This is a genomic window from Streptococcus timonensis, from assembly GCF_047460355.1.
Lineage (GTDB): Bacteria > Bacillota > Bacilli > Lactobacillales > Streptococcaceae > Streptococcus > Streptococcus timonensis_A.
The window spans coordinates 13,266-29,989 of record NZ_JASHGL010000004.1 but is presented as its reverse complement, the minus strand read 5'-3'; the positions used below and the strand labels follow the sequence as shown (position 1 = coordinate 29,989).

At 40.6% G+C, this 16,724-nt stretch carries 9 protein-coding genes; 8 read left to right on the top strand and 1 reads right to left on the bottom strand.

What is annotated here, in order from left to right; translation table 11 throughout:
* Window positions 1-66 precede the first annotated feature (66 nt).
* Window positions 67-8,910, top strand: coding sequence for an SIALI-17 repeat-containing surface protein (locus QM941_RS06975; RefSeq protein WP_414339921.1), 8,844 nt, complete (start codon window positions 67-69; stop codon window positions 8,908-8,910).
* A 115-nt stretch (window positions 8,911-9,025) separates the two neighbouring features.
* On the opposite strand, the gene QM941_RS06970 is transcribed toward QM941_RS06975, so the two are convergent.
* Window positions 9,026-9,427, bottom strand: coding sequence for a DUF6556 family protein (locus QM941_RS06970; RefSeq protein ID WP_414339920.1), 402 nt, complete (start codon window positions 9,425-9,427; stop codon window positions 9,026-9,028).
* 136 nt (window positions 9,428-9,563) lie between these two features.
* On the opposite strand from QM941_RS06970, the gene QM941_RS06965 reads away from it, so the two are divergent.
* From QM941_RS06965 to QM941_RS06935, 7 genes are all read left to right on the top strand, one after another.
* Window positions 9,564-10,706 (top strand): cysteine desulfurase family protein, encoded by a 1,143-nt coding sequence (locus QM941_RS06965; RefSeq protein WP_414339919.1) that lies wholly within the window; start codon window positions 9,564-9,566, stop codon window positions 10,704-10,706.
* 8 nt (window positions 10,707-10,714) lie between these two features.
* On the top strand, window positions 10,715-11,929 hold the full coding sequence (thiI, locus tag QM941_RS06960) for a tRNA uracil 4-sulfurtransferase ThiI (protein WP_414339918.1): 1,215 nt from the start codon (window positions 10,715-10,717) through the stop codon (window positions 11,927-11,929).
* A 125-nt stretch (window positions 11,930-12,054) separates the two neighbouring features.
* Window positions 12,055-12,879, top strand: coding sequence for an alpha/beta hydrolase (locus QM941_RS06955; RefSeq protein WP_414339917.1), 825 nt, complete (start codon window positions 12,055-12,057; stop codon window positions 12,877-12,879).
* Between the two features lie 21 nt (window positions 12,880-12,900).
* Entirely contained in the window at window positions 12,901-13,641 is a 741-nt protein-coding gene (locus QM941_RS06950; RefSeq protein ID WP_075567841.1) for an esterase family protein, read from the top strand.
* 12 nt (window positions 13,642-13,653) lie between these two features.
* Entirely contained in the window at window positions 13,654-14,817 is a 1,164-nt protein-coding gene (locus QM941_RS06945) for an ATP-grasp domain-containing protein (RefSeq protein WP_414339916.1), read from the top strand.
* A gap of 306 nt (window positions 14,818-15,123) precedes the next feature.
* Entirely contained in the window at window positions 15,124-16,020 is an 897-nt protein-coding gene (gla, locus tag QM941_RS06940; protein WP_414339915.1) for an aquaglyceroporin Gla, read from the top strand.
* Window positions 16,021-16,183: 163 nt separating this feature from the next.
* The gene (locus QM941_RS06935; protein ID WP_414339914.1) at window positions 16,184-16,714 is read left to right on the top strand and encodes a YutD family protein; all 531 of its coding nucleotides are present in this window, start codon (window positions 16,184-16,186) and stop codon (window positions 16,712-16,714) included.
* Window positions 16,715-16,724 lie beyond the last annotated feature (10 nt).

Here is a 16,724-nt window from a genome sequence, read left to right as displayed (position 1 = left end):
CTCTCTTTTTAAAAGGGGAATGAGAACGCTTACTTTGGTAAGTGCATGAAAGGAAATAGATGAAAAATGGGAAAACATCTTTTTGAAAAACGGTGTCACTATAGTATACGTAAATTCACAATTGGTGCAGCTTCTGTAATGATTGGAGCTAGCATCTTTGGTGCTGGCATGGTTCAAGCTGCAGAAGCAGAGGGGCCTACAGAAACAGAGGGAGTAGTTACTCAAGTTCAGCCAATGGATAAGCTGCCGGCAGATTTAGCTGAAGCTATTCAAAAAGCAGAGGCAGCGGCTGCTACAGGACAAGCTGAGGATCAACCAGCTGAATCTGAAAGACAACCTGAAGCAACTATTCCAAAACCAGCTGAAACTCCTACTCCTAAGGAAGAAGTGGCTTCAAAACCATCTACAAATCCTAAAGTGGAACCAGTTTCTGAGGCTAAACCAGCTGAAACTCCTGCGACTAAAGATGTAGTAGATACACCAGATGTCAATCATTTGGAAAAAGCTTCTGCTACAGCTTCAAACCATGAAGCCAATACACCATTTACAGCAGAAAAGGCAATTGACGGAAAACCTGATACTCGTTGGGCTACTGACCAAAACGTTGAGAAACCAACAATCGAATTTAAGCTTGAAAAGACAACTGTAATTAAGCATGTGGAGATTGATTGGGACCGTCGTGTTCGTGGTGAACGAAATGATCCAAACATCAAATCTTGGAATCTTTATTATGCTGGTCAAGATAATGTGAATGGATCAGGTCCTGGAGAATGGAAGTTGGCTCATCAGCGTACTGGAGAGCCCGTTCTTGATGAGAAGGTTGACTTAAAAGAAGCTATCCATGCTAAGTACCTTAAACTTGAAATTACTGACTATCAAGCTGGCACTATGAACTGGAAAAACGTTGGTATCCAAGAGATTCGTGCGTATTCAAACATTCCAGATGCAAGCAAACCAACAGATATTCGCCAAGTAACTGAACTCGAAGTTGCTGAAAATGGGAAATCACTCGTTTTACCTAAATTGCCTGGTCAAGTTAGCTTGATTGGTAGCAACAAACAGGGTGTTGTTGATCTAAATAATAAAATTTATACACCATTAACAGACCAACGTGTGAAAGTTATGGTTCAACAGATTAAGGATAGCCATACCTTCACAAAAGAATTTGAAGTTCTTATTAAAGGTTTGCACGCAGATGAAGGTGTTGGAACCAAACCAGCTGTTGCACCAGCAGTTCAACAGTGGTATGGAACTGAAGGTAAAACTTCTATAACTTCTGATACGGTTATTTCTGTCGGAGATTCTGGATTTGGTCAAGAAGCTAAATTCTACCAAACTGACCTTGAAAGTCGAGGGCTAGAAATCGCTACAGGTGATCAATCAGCTCAAAACCGAATTGAATTTAAAAAGGTTGAAGACAAGGGCTATGGTAAAGAAGGCTATGGTATCACCATTAAAGATGGAGTTATCACAGTAGAAGCAGCGACTAATGCAGGTGCATTTTACGCAACTCGTACTCTTCTTCAAATGGGAGAAAATGACCTACAGAACGGTGAAATCCGTGACTTCCCAAGCTTCAGCCACCGTGGCTTTATGCTAGACACAGGTCGTAAGTTTATCCCTTATGATACGCTTGTAGACATCATGCTCAACATGGCTTACTACAAGATGAATGACTTGCAGTTGCACCTTAATGATAACTATATCTTCCTAGAAAAACACTTGGAAGGAAAACATCTTAGTCAACAAGAGGAACTGGATTATGTTCTTAAAAATGCCAAGACAGGTTTCCGTGTGGAAACTGATGTTGTCGGAGAAAATGGTGAAAAATTAACATCAGACCAGCATTATACTAAGGAAGAAATGCAACAGATTATCAAGTTGGCTAAAGCTTTGCATATCAATCTTGTTCCTGAGATTGACACACCAGGTCACGCTTTGTCCTTTGTTAAAGTTCGTCCAGACCTTATGTATAAAGGTAGTCTGAGCGATTATAGAGGTAAGCACAATGTAGAACGTGTTGCTATGTTGGACTTGGATAATAAGTACGAAGAAACTCTTGCTTTTGTTAAATCAGTCTATGATAAATTGCTCGATGGAGAAAATGCACCACTTCATGGTGTCTCAACAGTTCATATCGGAACTGATGAGTACTACGGCAGTAGAGAAAGCTATCGTCGCTACGTCAACGATATGATTCAGTACATCAAAGGAAAAGGTTATACACCTCGTATTTGGGGCTCACTTAGTGCTAAGCCTGGTACAACGCCAGTTGATTGGAATGGAGTAGAAGTTGATATTTGGAGTATTGGTTGGCAACGTCCAGCGGCTGCAATTGCTCAGGGTGCCAAGATTATCAATATCACAGATATTCCAACCTATAGTGTCCCAAGCGGAAGCAACAGTCAAGGTGGTTATGGCGATTATGCTAACTACGAAACTCAATACAATCGCTGGACACCAAATGACTTCTCAACAGGTGGAGGACCACGCTTAGAAGCATCTAATCCAAATATCATCGGTGGTGGTCATGCAGTTTGGAATGACAACATTGACCTCCATGAAACTGGTTTAACTTCATATGATATCTTTAAACGCTTCTTCAAGAGTATGCAATCAACTGCAGAACGCACTTGGGGTTCAGATCGTGCAGCTAAGACCTATGCAGAACGTATCCAGCCAACTAGTATTTATGCACCGCAATCAAATCCAGATAAGACAGTAGAAGAAAGCGACCTATTCAACATTAAACCAGAAACTATCAAAGATTATCTTGCTAAGAAAGTACAGAAGTCTGAAGCAGGTTTGAACTTCGAAAAAGATAGCACTATCGAAGGTCTTGTTGGTGATGTTGGTCCGAGTCATGTCTTGAAATTGGATGTTACTGTAACTGGTGATGGTCAACAAACCTTCTCAACTAGTGGAGACAACCAACTTTATCTTGCGGATAAGGATGGCTACCTCGCTTATAAATTTGAACAATTCCATATTCAATTCAACAAGAAACTTGAAAAGAATAAACGCTATCAAATTTCTGTTGTAACCAAACCACAAGTAACAGAAGTTTATGTAGATGGTGAAAAGGTTGAACGTATTGCAAATCCTGCTTATCCACGTTTTGCCCACAACAGTTTGGTACTACCGCTTGAAACAATCGGTGGTTTCAAAGGAATCTTGCATAGTGCTGAGTTATCAAATGAACCATTCGTAAACCCACGTTTGATTCCAAATGATAAATTTACAGTTTCTGCTACTAGCCAACAATTACCTGGAACAGATGCAGAAGGTCCTGTAGAAAAAGCCTTTGATAATGATCCAAATACCTTCTGGCATTCAAAATGGTCTGGAGATCAAGCGCCATTCACCGTTGCAATGAACTTGAAAGCGGCTGAAAAAGTAAATGGTTTAACCTATCTTCCACGTCCAGGAGGCGGAAATGGTGTCGTAACTTCTTACGAAATCTACGCTCAAAAAGATGGACAAATGGTCAAAGTTGCTTCAGGAACTTGGGAAAACAATTCCAAAGAGAAGACAGTTAACTTTGCAGCAATTGAAACTGACAAGGTAGAATTAAAAGTTCTAGCAGGTGTTGGTGGGTTTGGAAGCGCTGCTGAAATTCAACTTCTCAAGCCACTTTCTGATAGTGAAGTAGAAAATCCAGCTACACCAGAGACTCCAGAAACACCAGAGACTCCAGAAAAACCAAAAGTTGAGGAAAAAGGTGATGGAACGACTGAACTAGCTGATAGCTTTGTAGCAACGAAACCTGCTAGTGATGAAGCTGTTGCAGCTGCAGCCCAAAGCCAAGATTACCTCAAGAAAGAGTACAAGGTCTTCCCAATTCCACAAAAAGTAACCTATGGTGAGGGTGTCACAAAACTCCATAAACAAGTGAACCTTGTGATGGGTGACCAATTAGATATCTATACTCGTAACCGCTTGAAGAGTGTCCTACAAGATCATCAAATCTCTTACACAAGTAGTCAAACAGCAGTGGCAGGTGCTACCAACATCTACCTTGGTGTTCATGGTCAAAATTCACAGGCTGAAAAAGAAGTGTCTGGAATTTCTCAAGGACTCTTTGATAAGATTGATGCCTATGCCTTGTCAATCAAGAACAATACAATCTCTATCGTCGGTAAGGATACAGATGCTGTCTTCTATGGTTTGACGACTCTCAAACACATGCTTAATGAAAGCGAAGCTCCAGTCTTGCGTAATGTAACAGTTGAAGACTTTGCTGAGATTAAGAACCGTGGCTTTATCGAAGGTTACTATGGAAACCCATGGTCTAATGCTGATCGTGCTGAACTCATGCGCTATGGTGGTGACTTGAAGTTAACTCAATACTTCTTTGCACCGAAAGATGATCCATACCATAACAAGAAATGGCGTGAACTTTATCCAGAAGAAAAATTAGCTGAAATCCGTGAATTGGCTCGTGTCGGGAACCAAAATAAGACTCGTTATGTATGGACAATCCATCCATTCATGAACGATCGTATCCGTTTTGGTAATGATGCGCAATATCAACAAGATTTAGATACGATTAAAGCTAAATTTACTCAGTTGATGGATGCAGGTGTACGCGAGTTTGGTATCCTAGCTGATGATGCTCCTAGTCCAGTTGGTGGCTACAATAGCTACAACCGCTTGATGAAGGACATGACAGACTGGTTGACTGAAAAACAAGCAACTTATGTAGGTCTTCGTAAGGAAATGATCTTTGTCCCAGGTCAGTATTGGGGTAATGGTCGTGAAGATGAGTTGAAATCTCTAAATGAAAATCTTCCAACTTCAGCATCAATGACATTGACTGGTGGTAAGATTTGGGGTGAAGTATCAGAAAGATTCCTTGAAAATCTTAAGAACAACCTAACTGCAGGAGGTAAGACCTACCGCCCAGTTTCTCTATGGGTAAACTGGCCAGTTACAGATAACTCTAAACAACACTTGATTTTGGGTGGCGGTGAGAAATTCCTTCATCCAAACGTGGATCCGACACTCCTATCAGGTATCATGTTGAATCCAATGCAACAATCTGAGCCTTCTAAGATTGCCCTCTTCTCTGCAGCTCAGTACGCATGGAAACAATGGAAATCTGAAGAAGAAGCTAAGAGAGTAAATGACATCGCCTTCAACTTTGTTGAAACTGGTAAATTTACAGATAGCGAAGCATCAGTTGCCTTCCGTGAACTTGGTAAACATATGATCAACCAAAACATGGATGGTCGTGTTGTGAAATTGGAAGAATCTGTGGAACTCGCACCGAAATTGGCAGCCTTCATGTCTAAGTTGAAAGCAGGCCAAGATATCAGTGCAGAACGTGAAGAATTGCGTGCAGAATTTGCTAAACTAAAAGCTGCAGCACAACTTTATAAAGCATCTGGTGATGAAAAGATGCGTGCTCAAATCCACTATTGGTTGGATAATACCATCGATCAAATGGATGCTCTAGCAGCTCTTCTTGATGGTACAGAAGCTATCGAAAAGAACGATTCTGCAAAACTTTGGGATAGTTACTATAAGGGCTTGAAACTCTACGAACAATCACAAACTTATACCTTCCACTATGTTGACCATGATGAAAGAGCTGAGTTGGGTGTACAACATATTCGTCCATTCTTGCTTGGACTTCGTGAAATCCTTGCAACAGAAGTTCAAAAAGCCTTGCATCCTGACCAAGTGATTAGTACTTTTATCACTAACCGTACAGGTGTCGAAGGTGGACTAGCTGAAGTAACGGATGGAGATTTAGGAACACATGCCCTTATCAAATCACCAAACAGTATTCAAACTGGTGACTATATTGGTTTGAAATTTAATAAAGCTGTTCCAATTCAAAACTTGACATTTGCAATGGGAACACAAGCAAATCCACGCGATACCTTTAACAATGCTAAGGTTGAGTATCTCAATGAAAATGATGAGTGGGTAACACTTTCAGAACCAAGTTACACTGGTAATGAGCCACTGCTTAAATTTGAAAATCTCAATATCAATGCCAAAGCAGTTCGAATGATTGCGACTTCTGATCGAGCTAATACTTGGTTCGCTGTAAGAGAAATTGCTGTTAACCGTCCTGTAGAAGTTACTCGTGCTAAACAGTCAGCTACTGTGACTATCAGTCCAAATCTTATGTATAAGTACAACACAACAGTTGGTCAGATTACAGACGGACGTGATAATACTGAAGCAATGCTTGCAAATGCTGATCGAACAGATACAACTCCAGCTAATGGATGGGTACAACTTGATTTAGGTGAAGTTAAACCGATTACGAAAGTTCGTCTCCACCAAGGTTCAGGTGATAAACTAGCAGAAGGTGTTCTTGAGTATTCTACAGATGGTAGCTCATGGCAAGAATTGGATCGCTTGACTGGTGAACAAACCAAAGAAATCGAAACACCAATCACAGCCCGCTACGTTCGTGTTCGTAACACTAAGGATATCAATCTATGGTGGCGTATCGGAGACTTCTCAGTTGAAACACGTTCAGGTAACAGCGAATTAACTGATACAAATGTTGAAAGCTTGAAGTCAACTCCAGTTTATGATAGCCTTGGTCGTTATGACATGCAAATTCCAAGTGGAACTAAGCTTCCAGCTAATAGCTACTTGGGTATGAAGTTGGATCGACTCCATCAAGCAGAAAGTATTCAAGCTATCGGTATCGAAAATCCATCTCTCAACTTGGAGTACTCTGCAAATGCGCAAGAATGGTATCCAGCTGATCAATTGACTGACAAGTCATTAGTGCGTTATGTTCGTTTGGTCAATAAAACTGATCAAGAGCAAGCGGTAACAGCAACATCTCTTCTTGTTCAAACAAAAGAAGTACAGGCAACTACACTTGATTCAACTTCATTGGGCATCAACCCTTACTATGGTACTAACGATGTTCGTAAGCTCAAGAACTTAGATCAATTGTTTGACGGTGTCTATAACAACTTTGTAGAGTTCTCAGACTATGCTCGTAAAGATGGTCACATCACTCTTAAACTTGGTAGCCAACGTGAAATCAAGAAGATTCGAGCTTACATCCAAGATGGTACTCAAAACTATCTCCGTGATGGTAAGATTCAAGTTAGTCAAGATGGTAAGACTTGGACAGATGTTGTCACTGTTGGTGACGGCGTTGCCAATGAAACTCGTGATGATTCCTTAACAGATGGATGGACACATGATTCTAAGATGCCAGGAAATCGTTACATCGAAGGAGAACTAACAAGTCCAGTTAAAGCTAACTATCTGCGTGTTCTATTTACTGCTGACTACGATGCTCGCTTTGTAGGATTCACAGAGTTGGTAATCAATGATGGTGAATTTGTGAAACCAATCAATGATCCAACTGTAGAAGGAAACAGTGGTGAGAGCCAAGGTAACCTCTACACTAACTTGGTAGATGGTAAAGTTTTAACTAGCTATAAAGCTGAAAAAGAACAGGGTGAACTTGTATACCACTTGTCAGAACCAACAGATGCTAACCATATTCGACTTGTTTCAAGTCTTCCTCAAGGAGTAAAAGCTCGTGTGCTCGCACGTACTCTTAAAGAAGGCAAGGCAGATACATGGACGGATTTAGGCGAAATCAAGTCAAGCTTCCAGACATTTGCTATTAAAGAAGGTGCACCATTGCTAGATGTGAAAATCACTTGGGAAGGTGGCAAGCCAGAATTCTATGAGTTGACAACTTTCTATCAAGAAATCACAGAAGAACCAGAAACACCTGCACCTACAACTAGCAAGGGTGATGAACCGGCTCCAGTAGTAGAAGTACCAGAGTTTACAGGTGGCGTAAATGGTGCTGAAGGGGCAGTAAATGAAGTACCAGAATACACAGGCGTTATCAGCACAGCAGGTGATGAGCCAGCTCCAGTAGTAGAAGTACCAGAATACACAGGAGTTATTGGTACAGCAGGTGATGAGCCAGCACCAGTAGTAGAAGTACCAGAATACACAGGCGTTATCGGCACAGCAGGTGATGAACCAGCTCCAGTAGTAGAAGTACCAGAATACACAGGAGTTATTGGCACAGCAGGTGATGAACCAGCACCAGTAGTAGAAGTACCAGAATACACAGGCGTTATCGGCACAGCAGGTGATGAGCCAGCTCCAGTAGTAGAAGTACCAGAATACACAGGCGTTATCGGCACAGCGGGTGATGAGCCAGCTCCAGTAGTAGAAGTACCAGAATATACAGGAGTTATTGGCACAGTAGGTGACGAGCCAGCTCCAGTAGTAGAAGTACCAGAGTTCAAGGGTGGTGTTAATGCGGCTGAAGCAACTAAGACTGAAGTTCCCGAATATACAGGATCTGTTTCAAATCCGGATACTCAAGAAAAACCATCAGAAGACAAGTTGAAGTCCTTATTGGATGAAACTGGTAAGGTAGAGATTATCGGAAGAAGCAAAGATCTTGGAACTGCTGTTCGAGTAGAAAGCAAGTCAGAAGTTAACAAGGAATTGGCTGGTAAGACATATGATATCTATCATCTTCAACTTAAGGATGATAAGGGGAAAGTTGTTAAACCAGGTAGTGTAGTTATTGTTCGATTGCCTCTAGCTAAGGAAGTAGAAACAGTTTACGCAATCACTGCAACTAACGAATTGCAAGAACTAGCTTACACTGTCCGAGATGGTAAGGTTGAATTTACAACAACTGACTTGACTGCTTACGCAATTGTCTATAAGACTGTAGCTGAATCTGTAACTCCATCAGAGGAGCAAAAACCAGTACCAACTGTTACTAATCAACCTTCAGAACAAGAAAAACTACAAGAATCAACACCTGAAGTTAAAGAACAACTTCCAGCTACAGGTGAACAACATTCAGTTGGTTTAGCCTTGTTAGGTAGTCTTGGTTTACTTGCATCTGCAGCTTTTATCAAAAAAGGTAAAAGAGACTAAGAACCATTACTAGAAACAGAAATAAGTACATTCAAAACTTTCTGTTTGCGATAAAAAACCAGGAACAAAAGTTCCTGGTTTTTCTTATTCTTATCTAAGGTATCAGCTAATAGGCTTAGGATGCTCCATTACTAGCTTCACTTTCGGTATCTACGGCTTGATTATTAGATGGAGAAGTTTCGTTTTGTTCAGTTTTTGAAGATTTTTCATCACTATTAGCATTTGCTTTGGTTTCAGTGGTTTGAGCTTCCTCTTTCTGGGTTACTTCCTGCCCCTTGTTTTGATTTTGGGTAGGGCTATTATTTTCTCCTGAACTTTCTTTTTGGACTTCTTTGATGATAGTGGTCGTTTGAGATGGAGTTTCTTTTTTATTTTTATCAAAAGCATTCATGATAGTAATACTAGCAGTAATCAAACCTAAAATACTAGCGATAGTCGCGATGGTTTTTTGAAAGACAGTAAATCCTTTTTTGATATGGTCACTTTTAGGTTTAGATCTTCTACGGTAATTAGACATAATATCTCTCCTTTACTATGCTTCATTATACCGAAAAACTTTAAAAAAAACTTAAATGAAGCTGAACGGCCTTTCTTGTCGCCTGAACTGTTTCGTGATACAATAGAAGGAGTGATTTTAGAAAGCGTGAGAACCCATGATTTACTTTGATAATTCGGCTACAACAAAGCCTTATCCAGAAGCACTTGAAACCTATATGCAGGTGTCTGCAAAAATTATTGGAAATCCTTCCAGTCTCCATCGATTGGGCGACCAATCTACCAGAATTTTAGAAGCTTCTCGACAGCAGATAGCGGATTTAATTGGTAAGAAAAGTGACGAAATCTTCTTTACATCTGGTGGTACCGAAGGAGATAACTGGGTTATCAAAGGTGTCGCTTTTGAAAAATCGCAATTTGGTAAACACATTATTGTGTCTGACATTGAGCATCCAGCAGTCAAGGAGTCAGCTCTCTGGCTGAAGACTCAAGGATTTGAGGTGGATTTTGCACCAGTAGATAAAAAAGGATTTGTAGATGTAGCTGCTTTAGCAAATCTACTCCGGCCTGATACCACACTTATTTCTATTATGGCGGTTAACAATGAAATTGGCTCAATCCAGCCTATTGAAGCTATTTCAGAACTTTTGGCAGATAAGCCAACGATTTCCTTCCATGTTGATGCGGTTCAAGCTTTAGCTAAGATTCCGGCAGAAAAGTATTTGACTGATCGAGTGGATTTTGCGACCTTCTCTAGCCATAAATTCCACGGAGTTCGTGGTGTTGGCTTTGTCTATATCAAGTCAGGTAAGAAGATTATGCCCCTATTAACTGGTGGTGGGCAAGAACGTGACTATCGTTCAACAACTGAGAATGTAGCAGGTATTGCTGCGACAGCCAAGGCCTTACGTTTGGCCATGGAAAAACTGGATTTGTTTACAAGCAAAACAAGTCAGATGAAGGCAGTCATTCGGCAAGCCCTTCTTGAATATCCTGATATTTTTGTCTTCTCAGGAGAGGAGGATTTTGCCCCTCATATTCTGACCTTTGGGATTAAGGGTGTCCGTGGTGAAGTCATCGTTCATGCATTTGAAGACTATGATATTTTCATTTCCACAACCTCTGCTTGCTCATCCAAAGCAGGAAAACCTGCTGGAACTCTGATTGCTATGGGGGTTGAAAAAGATAAGGCCCAGTCAGCAGTCCGCGTCAGCCTAGACCTAGAAAATGACATGAGTCAAGTTGAACAATTTTTGACTAAGCTAAAATTAATTTACAATCAAACTAGAAAAGTAAGATAGGAGTATTCATGCAATATTCAGAAATTATGATTCGCTACGGGGAACTTTCAACCAAAGGTAAAAACCGTATGCGTTTCATCAATAAACTTCGTAATAATATCTCAGATGTCTTGTCCATCTATCCTCAAATCAAGGTAACTGCTGATCGCGACCGTGCCCATGCTTATCTTAATGGAGCCGACTATGCAGCAGTAGCTGAGTCTCTCAAACAGGTTTTCGGGATTCAAAACTTTTCTCCAGTGTATAAGGTTGAAAAATCTGTAGAAGTTCTTAAATCTGCTGTCCAAGAGATTATGCAGGACATTTATAAGGAAGGAATGACCTTTAAGATCTCTAGCAAACGTAGTGATCACAACTTTGAACTGGATAGTCGAGAACTTAATCAAGTTCTTGGTGGTGCTGTTTTTGACGCCATTCCAAATGTACAAGCCCAGATGAAAAATCCCGATATCAATCTTCAAGTGGAGATTCGTGAAGAGGCGGCTTATCTTTCCTATGAGACCATTCGTGGGGCTGGTGGTTTGCCAGTTGGTACTTCTGGGAAAGGTATGCTCATGTTGTCAGGGGGGATTGACTCTCCTGTAGCAGGTTATCTTGCACTAAAACGTGGTGTGGATATTGAGGCTGTTCACTTTGCTAGCCCACCGTATACTAGTCCAGGTGCCCTTAAGAAAGCGCAGGATTTGACCCGTAAATTGACTAAGTTCGGTGGGAATATCCAGTTTATCGAAGTGCCATTCACGGAGATTCAAGAAGAGATTAAGGCTAAGGCCCCAGAAGCTTACCTCATGACTCTGACTCGTCGCTTTATGATGCGGATTACCGACCGTATCCGTGAAGTGAGAAAAGGTTTGGTCATCATCAATGGTGAAAGTCTTGGTCAGGTGGCTAGCCAAACCTTAGAAAGTATGCAGGCTATCAATGCCGTGACCAATACACCAATTATCCGTCCAGTTGTAACTATGGATAAGTTGGAAATCATAGATATTGCTCAGGAAATTGATACCTTTGAAATTTCTATCCAACCTTTTGAAGACTGCTGTACGATTTTTGCGCCTGACCGTCCTAAAACAAATCCTAAAATTAAGAATGCTGAACAGTATGAAACACGTATGGATGTTGAAGGATTGGTTGAGCGAGCAGTAGCAGGAATTATGATAACAGAAATCACACCGCAAGCCGAAAAAGATGCTGTCGATGAATTAATTGAAGATCTTCTTTAATGTGAAGAAACTGAAATTCCTCAGAAAAAAAGTTAGTTTTTATCCTAAATTTGGACGAAAACCGACTTTTTTCTATTTTTGTGCTATAATAAGATAAAATTTTGAATATAGAGAGTTTTCTGACAATGAATCAATCCTACTTTTACCTGAAAATGCGAGAGCATAAATTAGTGGTTCCCTACACAGGTAAGGAGCGACGGGTACGTGTACTTCTTCCTAAAAACTATGAGAAAGACACGGATCGAACTTACCCAGTTGTCTATTTCCACGATGGACAAAATGTCTTTTATAGTAAGGAATCTTACGTTGGACATTCCTGGAAGATTATTCCTGCCATCAAGCGAAATCCTGATATCAGCCGTATGATAATCGTGGCTATTGACAATGATGGATTTGGACGGATGAATGAGTATGCGGCATGGAAATTCCAAGAGTCTAATATTCCTGGTCAACAATTTGGTGGTAAGGGAGTCGAGTATGCTGAGTTTGTTATGGAAGTGGTCAAACCCTTTATCGATGAAAACTATCGTACAAAGTCTGACCGCAAGCACACTGCTATGATTGGCTCTTCTCTAGGTGGCAATATTACTCAGTTTATTGGCTTGGAGTATCAAGACCAGATTGGGTGCTTAGGTGTCTTTTCATCTGCTAATTGGCTTCACCAAGAAGCCTTTGATCGCTATATCGAGCGAAAAAAACTATTGCCTGACCAGCGTGTTTTTATCTATGTTGGTACGGAAGAAGCAGACGACACAGACAAGACCCTCATGGCTGGTAATATTAAGCAGGCCTATATTGACTCTTCTCTTCGCTATTATCATGATTTGATAGCAGGAGGAGTACAGTTAGAAAATCTTTCACTCAAGGTTCAGGCTGGGGCTATCCACCATGAAATTCCATGGGCAGAAAATCTTCCAGCTTGCCTACGCTTTTTTGCAGAAAATTGGTAATTAGTATAAAGGAGACAGGATATGCATATTGAACATCTTAGCCACTGGAGTGGCCATCTAAATCGTGAAATGTACGTTAATCGATACGGACATGGAGGTATCCCAGTTGTTGTCTTTGCTTCTTCAGGTGGTAGCCATAATGAGTACTATGATTTTGGAATGATCGATGCTTGTGCATCTTTCATTGAAGAAGGGCGCGTGCAGTTCTTTACCCTTTCAAGTGTAGATAGTGAGAGCTGGCTTGCGACTTGGAAAAATAGTCATGATCAAGCTGAGATGCACCGTGCCTATGAACGATATGTGATTGAAGAAGCTATTCCTTTTATCAAGCACAAGACAGGCTGGTTTGACGGTATGATGACAACAGGATGCTCTATGGGAGCCTATCATGCTTTGAATTTCTTCCTCCAACATCCAGACGTCTTTACCAAGGTAATTGCCCTCAGTGGTGTTTATGATGCACGTTTCTTTGTAGGTGACTACTATAATGATGATGCTATCTATCAAAATTCACCAGTAGACTACATCTGGAATCAAAATGATGGTTGGTTTATTGACCGTTATCGTCAGGCTGAGATTGTGATTTGTACTGGACTAGGTGCTTGGGAACAGGATGGCCTTCCTTCTTACTACAAGTTAAAAGAAGCCTTTGACCAAAAACAAATTCCTGCCTGGTTTGCAGAATGGGGGCACGATGTTGCCCATGACTGGGAATGGTGGCGCAAACAAATGCCTTATTTCCTCGGTCACATGAGTCTATAAAAGGAGTTGCTTATGAATTATCTTGTAATTTCACCCTATTACCCACAAAATTTTCAGCAATTTAGTATTGAGTTAGCCAATAAAGGAATCACAGTTCTAGGGATTGGGCAAGAACCCTACGAACAGCTAGACGAACCATTGCGCAATAGCTTGACGGAGTACTTCCGAGTTGATAATCTCGAAAATATCGATGAGGTTAAACGTGCAGTTGCCTTTCTTTTCTATAAGCATGGTCCAATTGACCGCATCGAATCTCATAATGAATACTGGCTAGAGTTGGATGCTGCTCTTCGTGAACAGTTTCATGTTTTTGGTACCAAACCAGAAGACCTCAAGAAGACCAAGTTCAAGTCTGAGATGAAAAAACTCTTCCAAAAAGCTGGGGTACCAGTTGTTCCAGGTGCTGTCATTGAAACAGAAGCAGATGTTGACAAAGCTGTGAAAGAAATTGGACTTCCGATGATTGCAAAACCTGACAATGGAGTGGGAGCAGCAGCTACCTTTAAGCTAGAAAGTCAGAAAGATGTGAACAAGTTCAAGCAAGAATGGGACCACTCAACCATTTATTTCTTTGAAAAATTTGTTACCTCTAGTGAAATCTGTACCTTCGATGGTTTGGTAGATAGAGAGGGAAATATTGTCTTCTCGACAACATTTGATTATGCCTACACTCCTTTAGATTTGATGCTCTACAAGATGGATAATTCTTACTATATTCTTAAGGAAATGGATCCAAAACTTCGCAAGTACGGTGAGGCAATCGTCAAGGAATTTGGCATGAAAGAGCGTTTTTTCCATATCGAGTTCTTCCGTGAGGGTGATGATTATATTGCCATCGAGTACAATAACCGTCCTGCAGGTGGTTTCACTATTGATGTCTATAACTATGCTCATTCTTTAGATTTGTACAAGGGCTATGCTGCTATTGTTGCGGGTGAACCCTTCCCAGAGTCTCCATTTGAAACCCAGTATTGTCTAGCAACTTCTCGTCGTGCTAATGCTAACTACCTTTACTCAGAAAAAGACTTGCTTGCAAAATACGGTCAGCAGTTTAAGGTCAAAAAAATCATGCCAGCGGCCTTTGCTGAGTTGCAGGGAGACTATCTCTATATGCTAACAACTCCAAGTCGTGAAGAAATGGAACAGATGATTAAAGATTTTGGTCAGCGCCAGTAATAGGATATGAAGAGGCTGGGACAAAAGTCCTAGCCTCTCAATTTTCTTTGGATTGTCGAGCAAGACGCAGTGGTTGAGTGGGCTCTACTTCGCTGATTTCATTAGCTTTTACAGCCCTACTCAACTGTGCGGAGGTGGGACGACGAAATTGAATTCTAACGAATTACCGATTTCTGTCCCACTCTCTTTTTTTAAAGCCCTAAATAAAAGCGTTTTCCATAGGTTTCTTTTAGAAAATCTGTTGCTAAAAGGTTTAAAAATTGATAGAATAGGGATTGTCTAAAAAATATTAAGGAGAATCTATCAATGGATTTCACATGGGCAGTCAAATATGCCACTGAATTTTTGGGAACAGCCATCTTGATTATCTTAGGTAATGGTGCAGTTGCCAACGTTGAACTTAAAGGTACGAAAGGTCACCAAAGTGGCTGGCTCGTTATCGCTGTTGGTTACGGTATGGGGGTTATGATCCCAGCTTTGATGTTTGGTAACGTTTCTGGTAACCACATCAACCCAGCCTTCACTCTTGGACTTGCAGTTAGCGGTCTCTTTGAATGGGGGCAAGTACCATTTTACATCATTGCTCAAGTTTTGGGAGCAATCTTCGGACAAGCCTTGGTTGTTGCAACTCACCGTCCATACTACTTGCAAACTGAAAACCCAAATAACATTTTGGGATCTTTCTCAACTATTTCAAGTTTGGACCATGGTACAAAAGAATCACGCTATGCAGCAACAGTTAACGGATTTATCAATGAGTTCGTCGGTTCATTTGTTCTTTTCTTTGCAGCTCTTGGTTTGACAAAACTACATTTTGGTGCGGAACTTAAAGCTGTCGCAGAATCTACAGTTCAACAACAAGTTCAGCAAGCTACATTAGCAGGTCAAAAAATCGCAGAATCAGATGTTAAAAATGCTATCCACAATATTTTTGCACAATCAACAAATGGTTCTTCAGCTGTTGCACACTTGGCACTTGGTTTCTTGGTAATGGCTTTGGTTACTTCACTTGGAGGACCTTCAGGACCAGGTTTGAACCCAGCTCGTGACTTTGGACCACGTCTTCTTCACGCAGTACTTCCTAAATCAATCCTTGGTCAACACAAGGGTGATTCAAAATGGTGGTATGCATGGGTACCAGTAGTTGCACCGATTGTTGCTGCTATTACAGCAATTGCGCTATTCAAATTTCTTTACCTATAATCACTAAAAACTGGGTTTTCCCAGTTTTTTCTTTTTAGTACAGTTGTGTCTTTTAGAATTAAAGGGTGAAATCGTCAGACTTTTTTCATTTTAAATCAAAAGCTGTAAATATGGCAAAAATATGGTAAAATAGAGTATTAAGTAAACGTTAAAAAGGAATATTATGCGTAAAGAAATTGCACCTGAATTATACAATTACAATAAATTCCCTGGTCCAGAATTTCATCTATCTGGAGATAAAGTCGAGGCTGAAGGTTTCACCTTCAACTTGGTTGAAAATAGTAAGGAAGCCTTTGATGCAACAGCTTTTACTCAACGCTTTTCGGAAGTTCTAAACAAGTATGATTATATTGTAGGGGACTGGAGTAATGAACAGTTGCGCTTGCGAGGATTCTACAAAAATGAACGAGCTGAAGAATCCTTGGAGAAAATCAGTCGTTTACAAGATTACCTACTCGAGTATTGTAGCTATGGTTGTGCCTACTTTGTCTTAGAAAATGAGACTCCTAAACGAGCATCTTTCGACCAGAAGATTCGCAAAAAAGAGGAAGAAAAAGACTCTCGAAGAGGCAAGAAACCTTCCCAAAACAAGAAAAAAAATCATACAGAAAAGAGAAATAGACGTCGTCGAAAAGAGCAAAAACCTCAAAAAGAAGCTAAGGAAGAGCGTCATTTCGTTATTCGTCAGAAATGAGCGAATACTA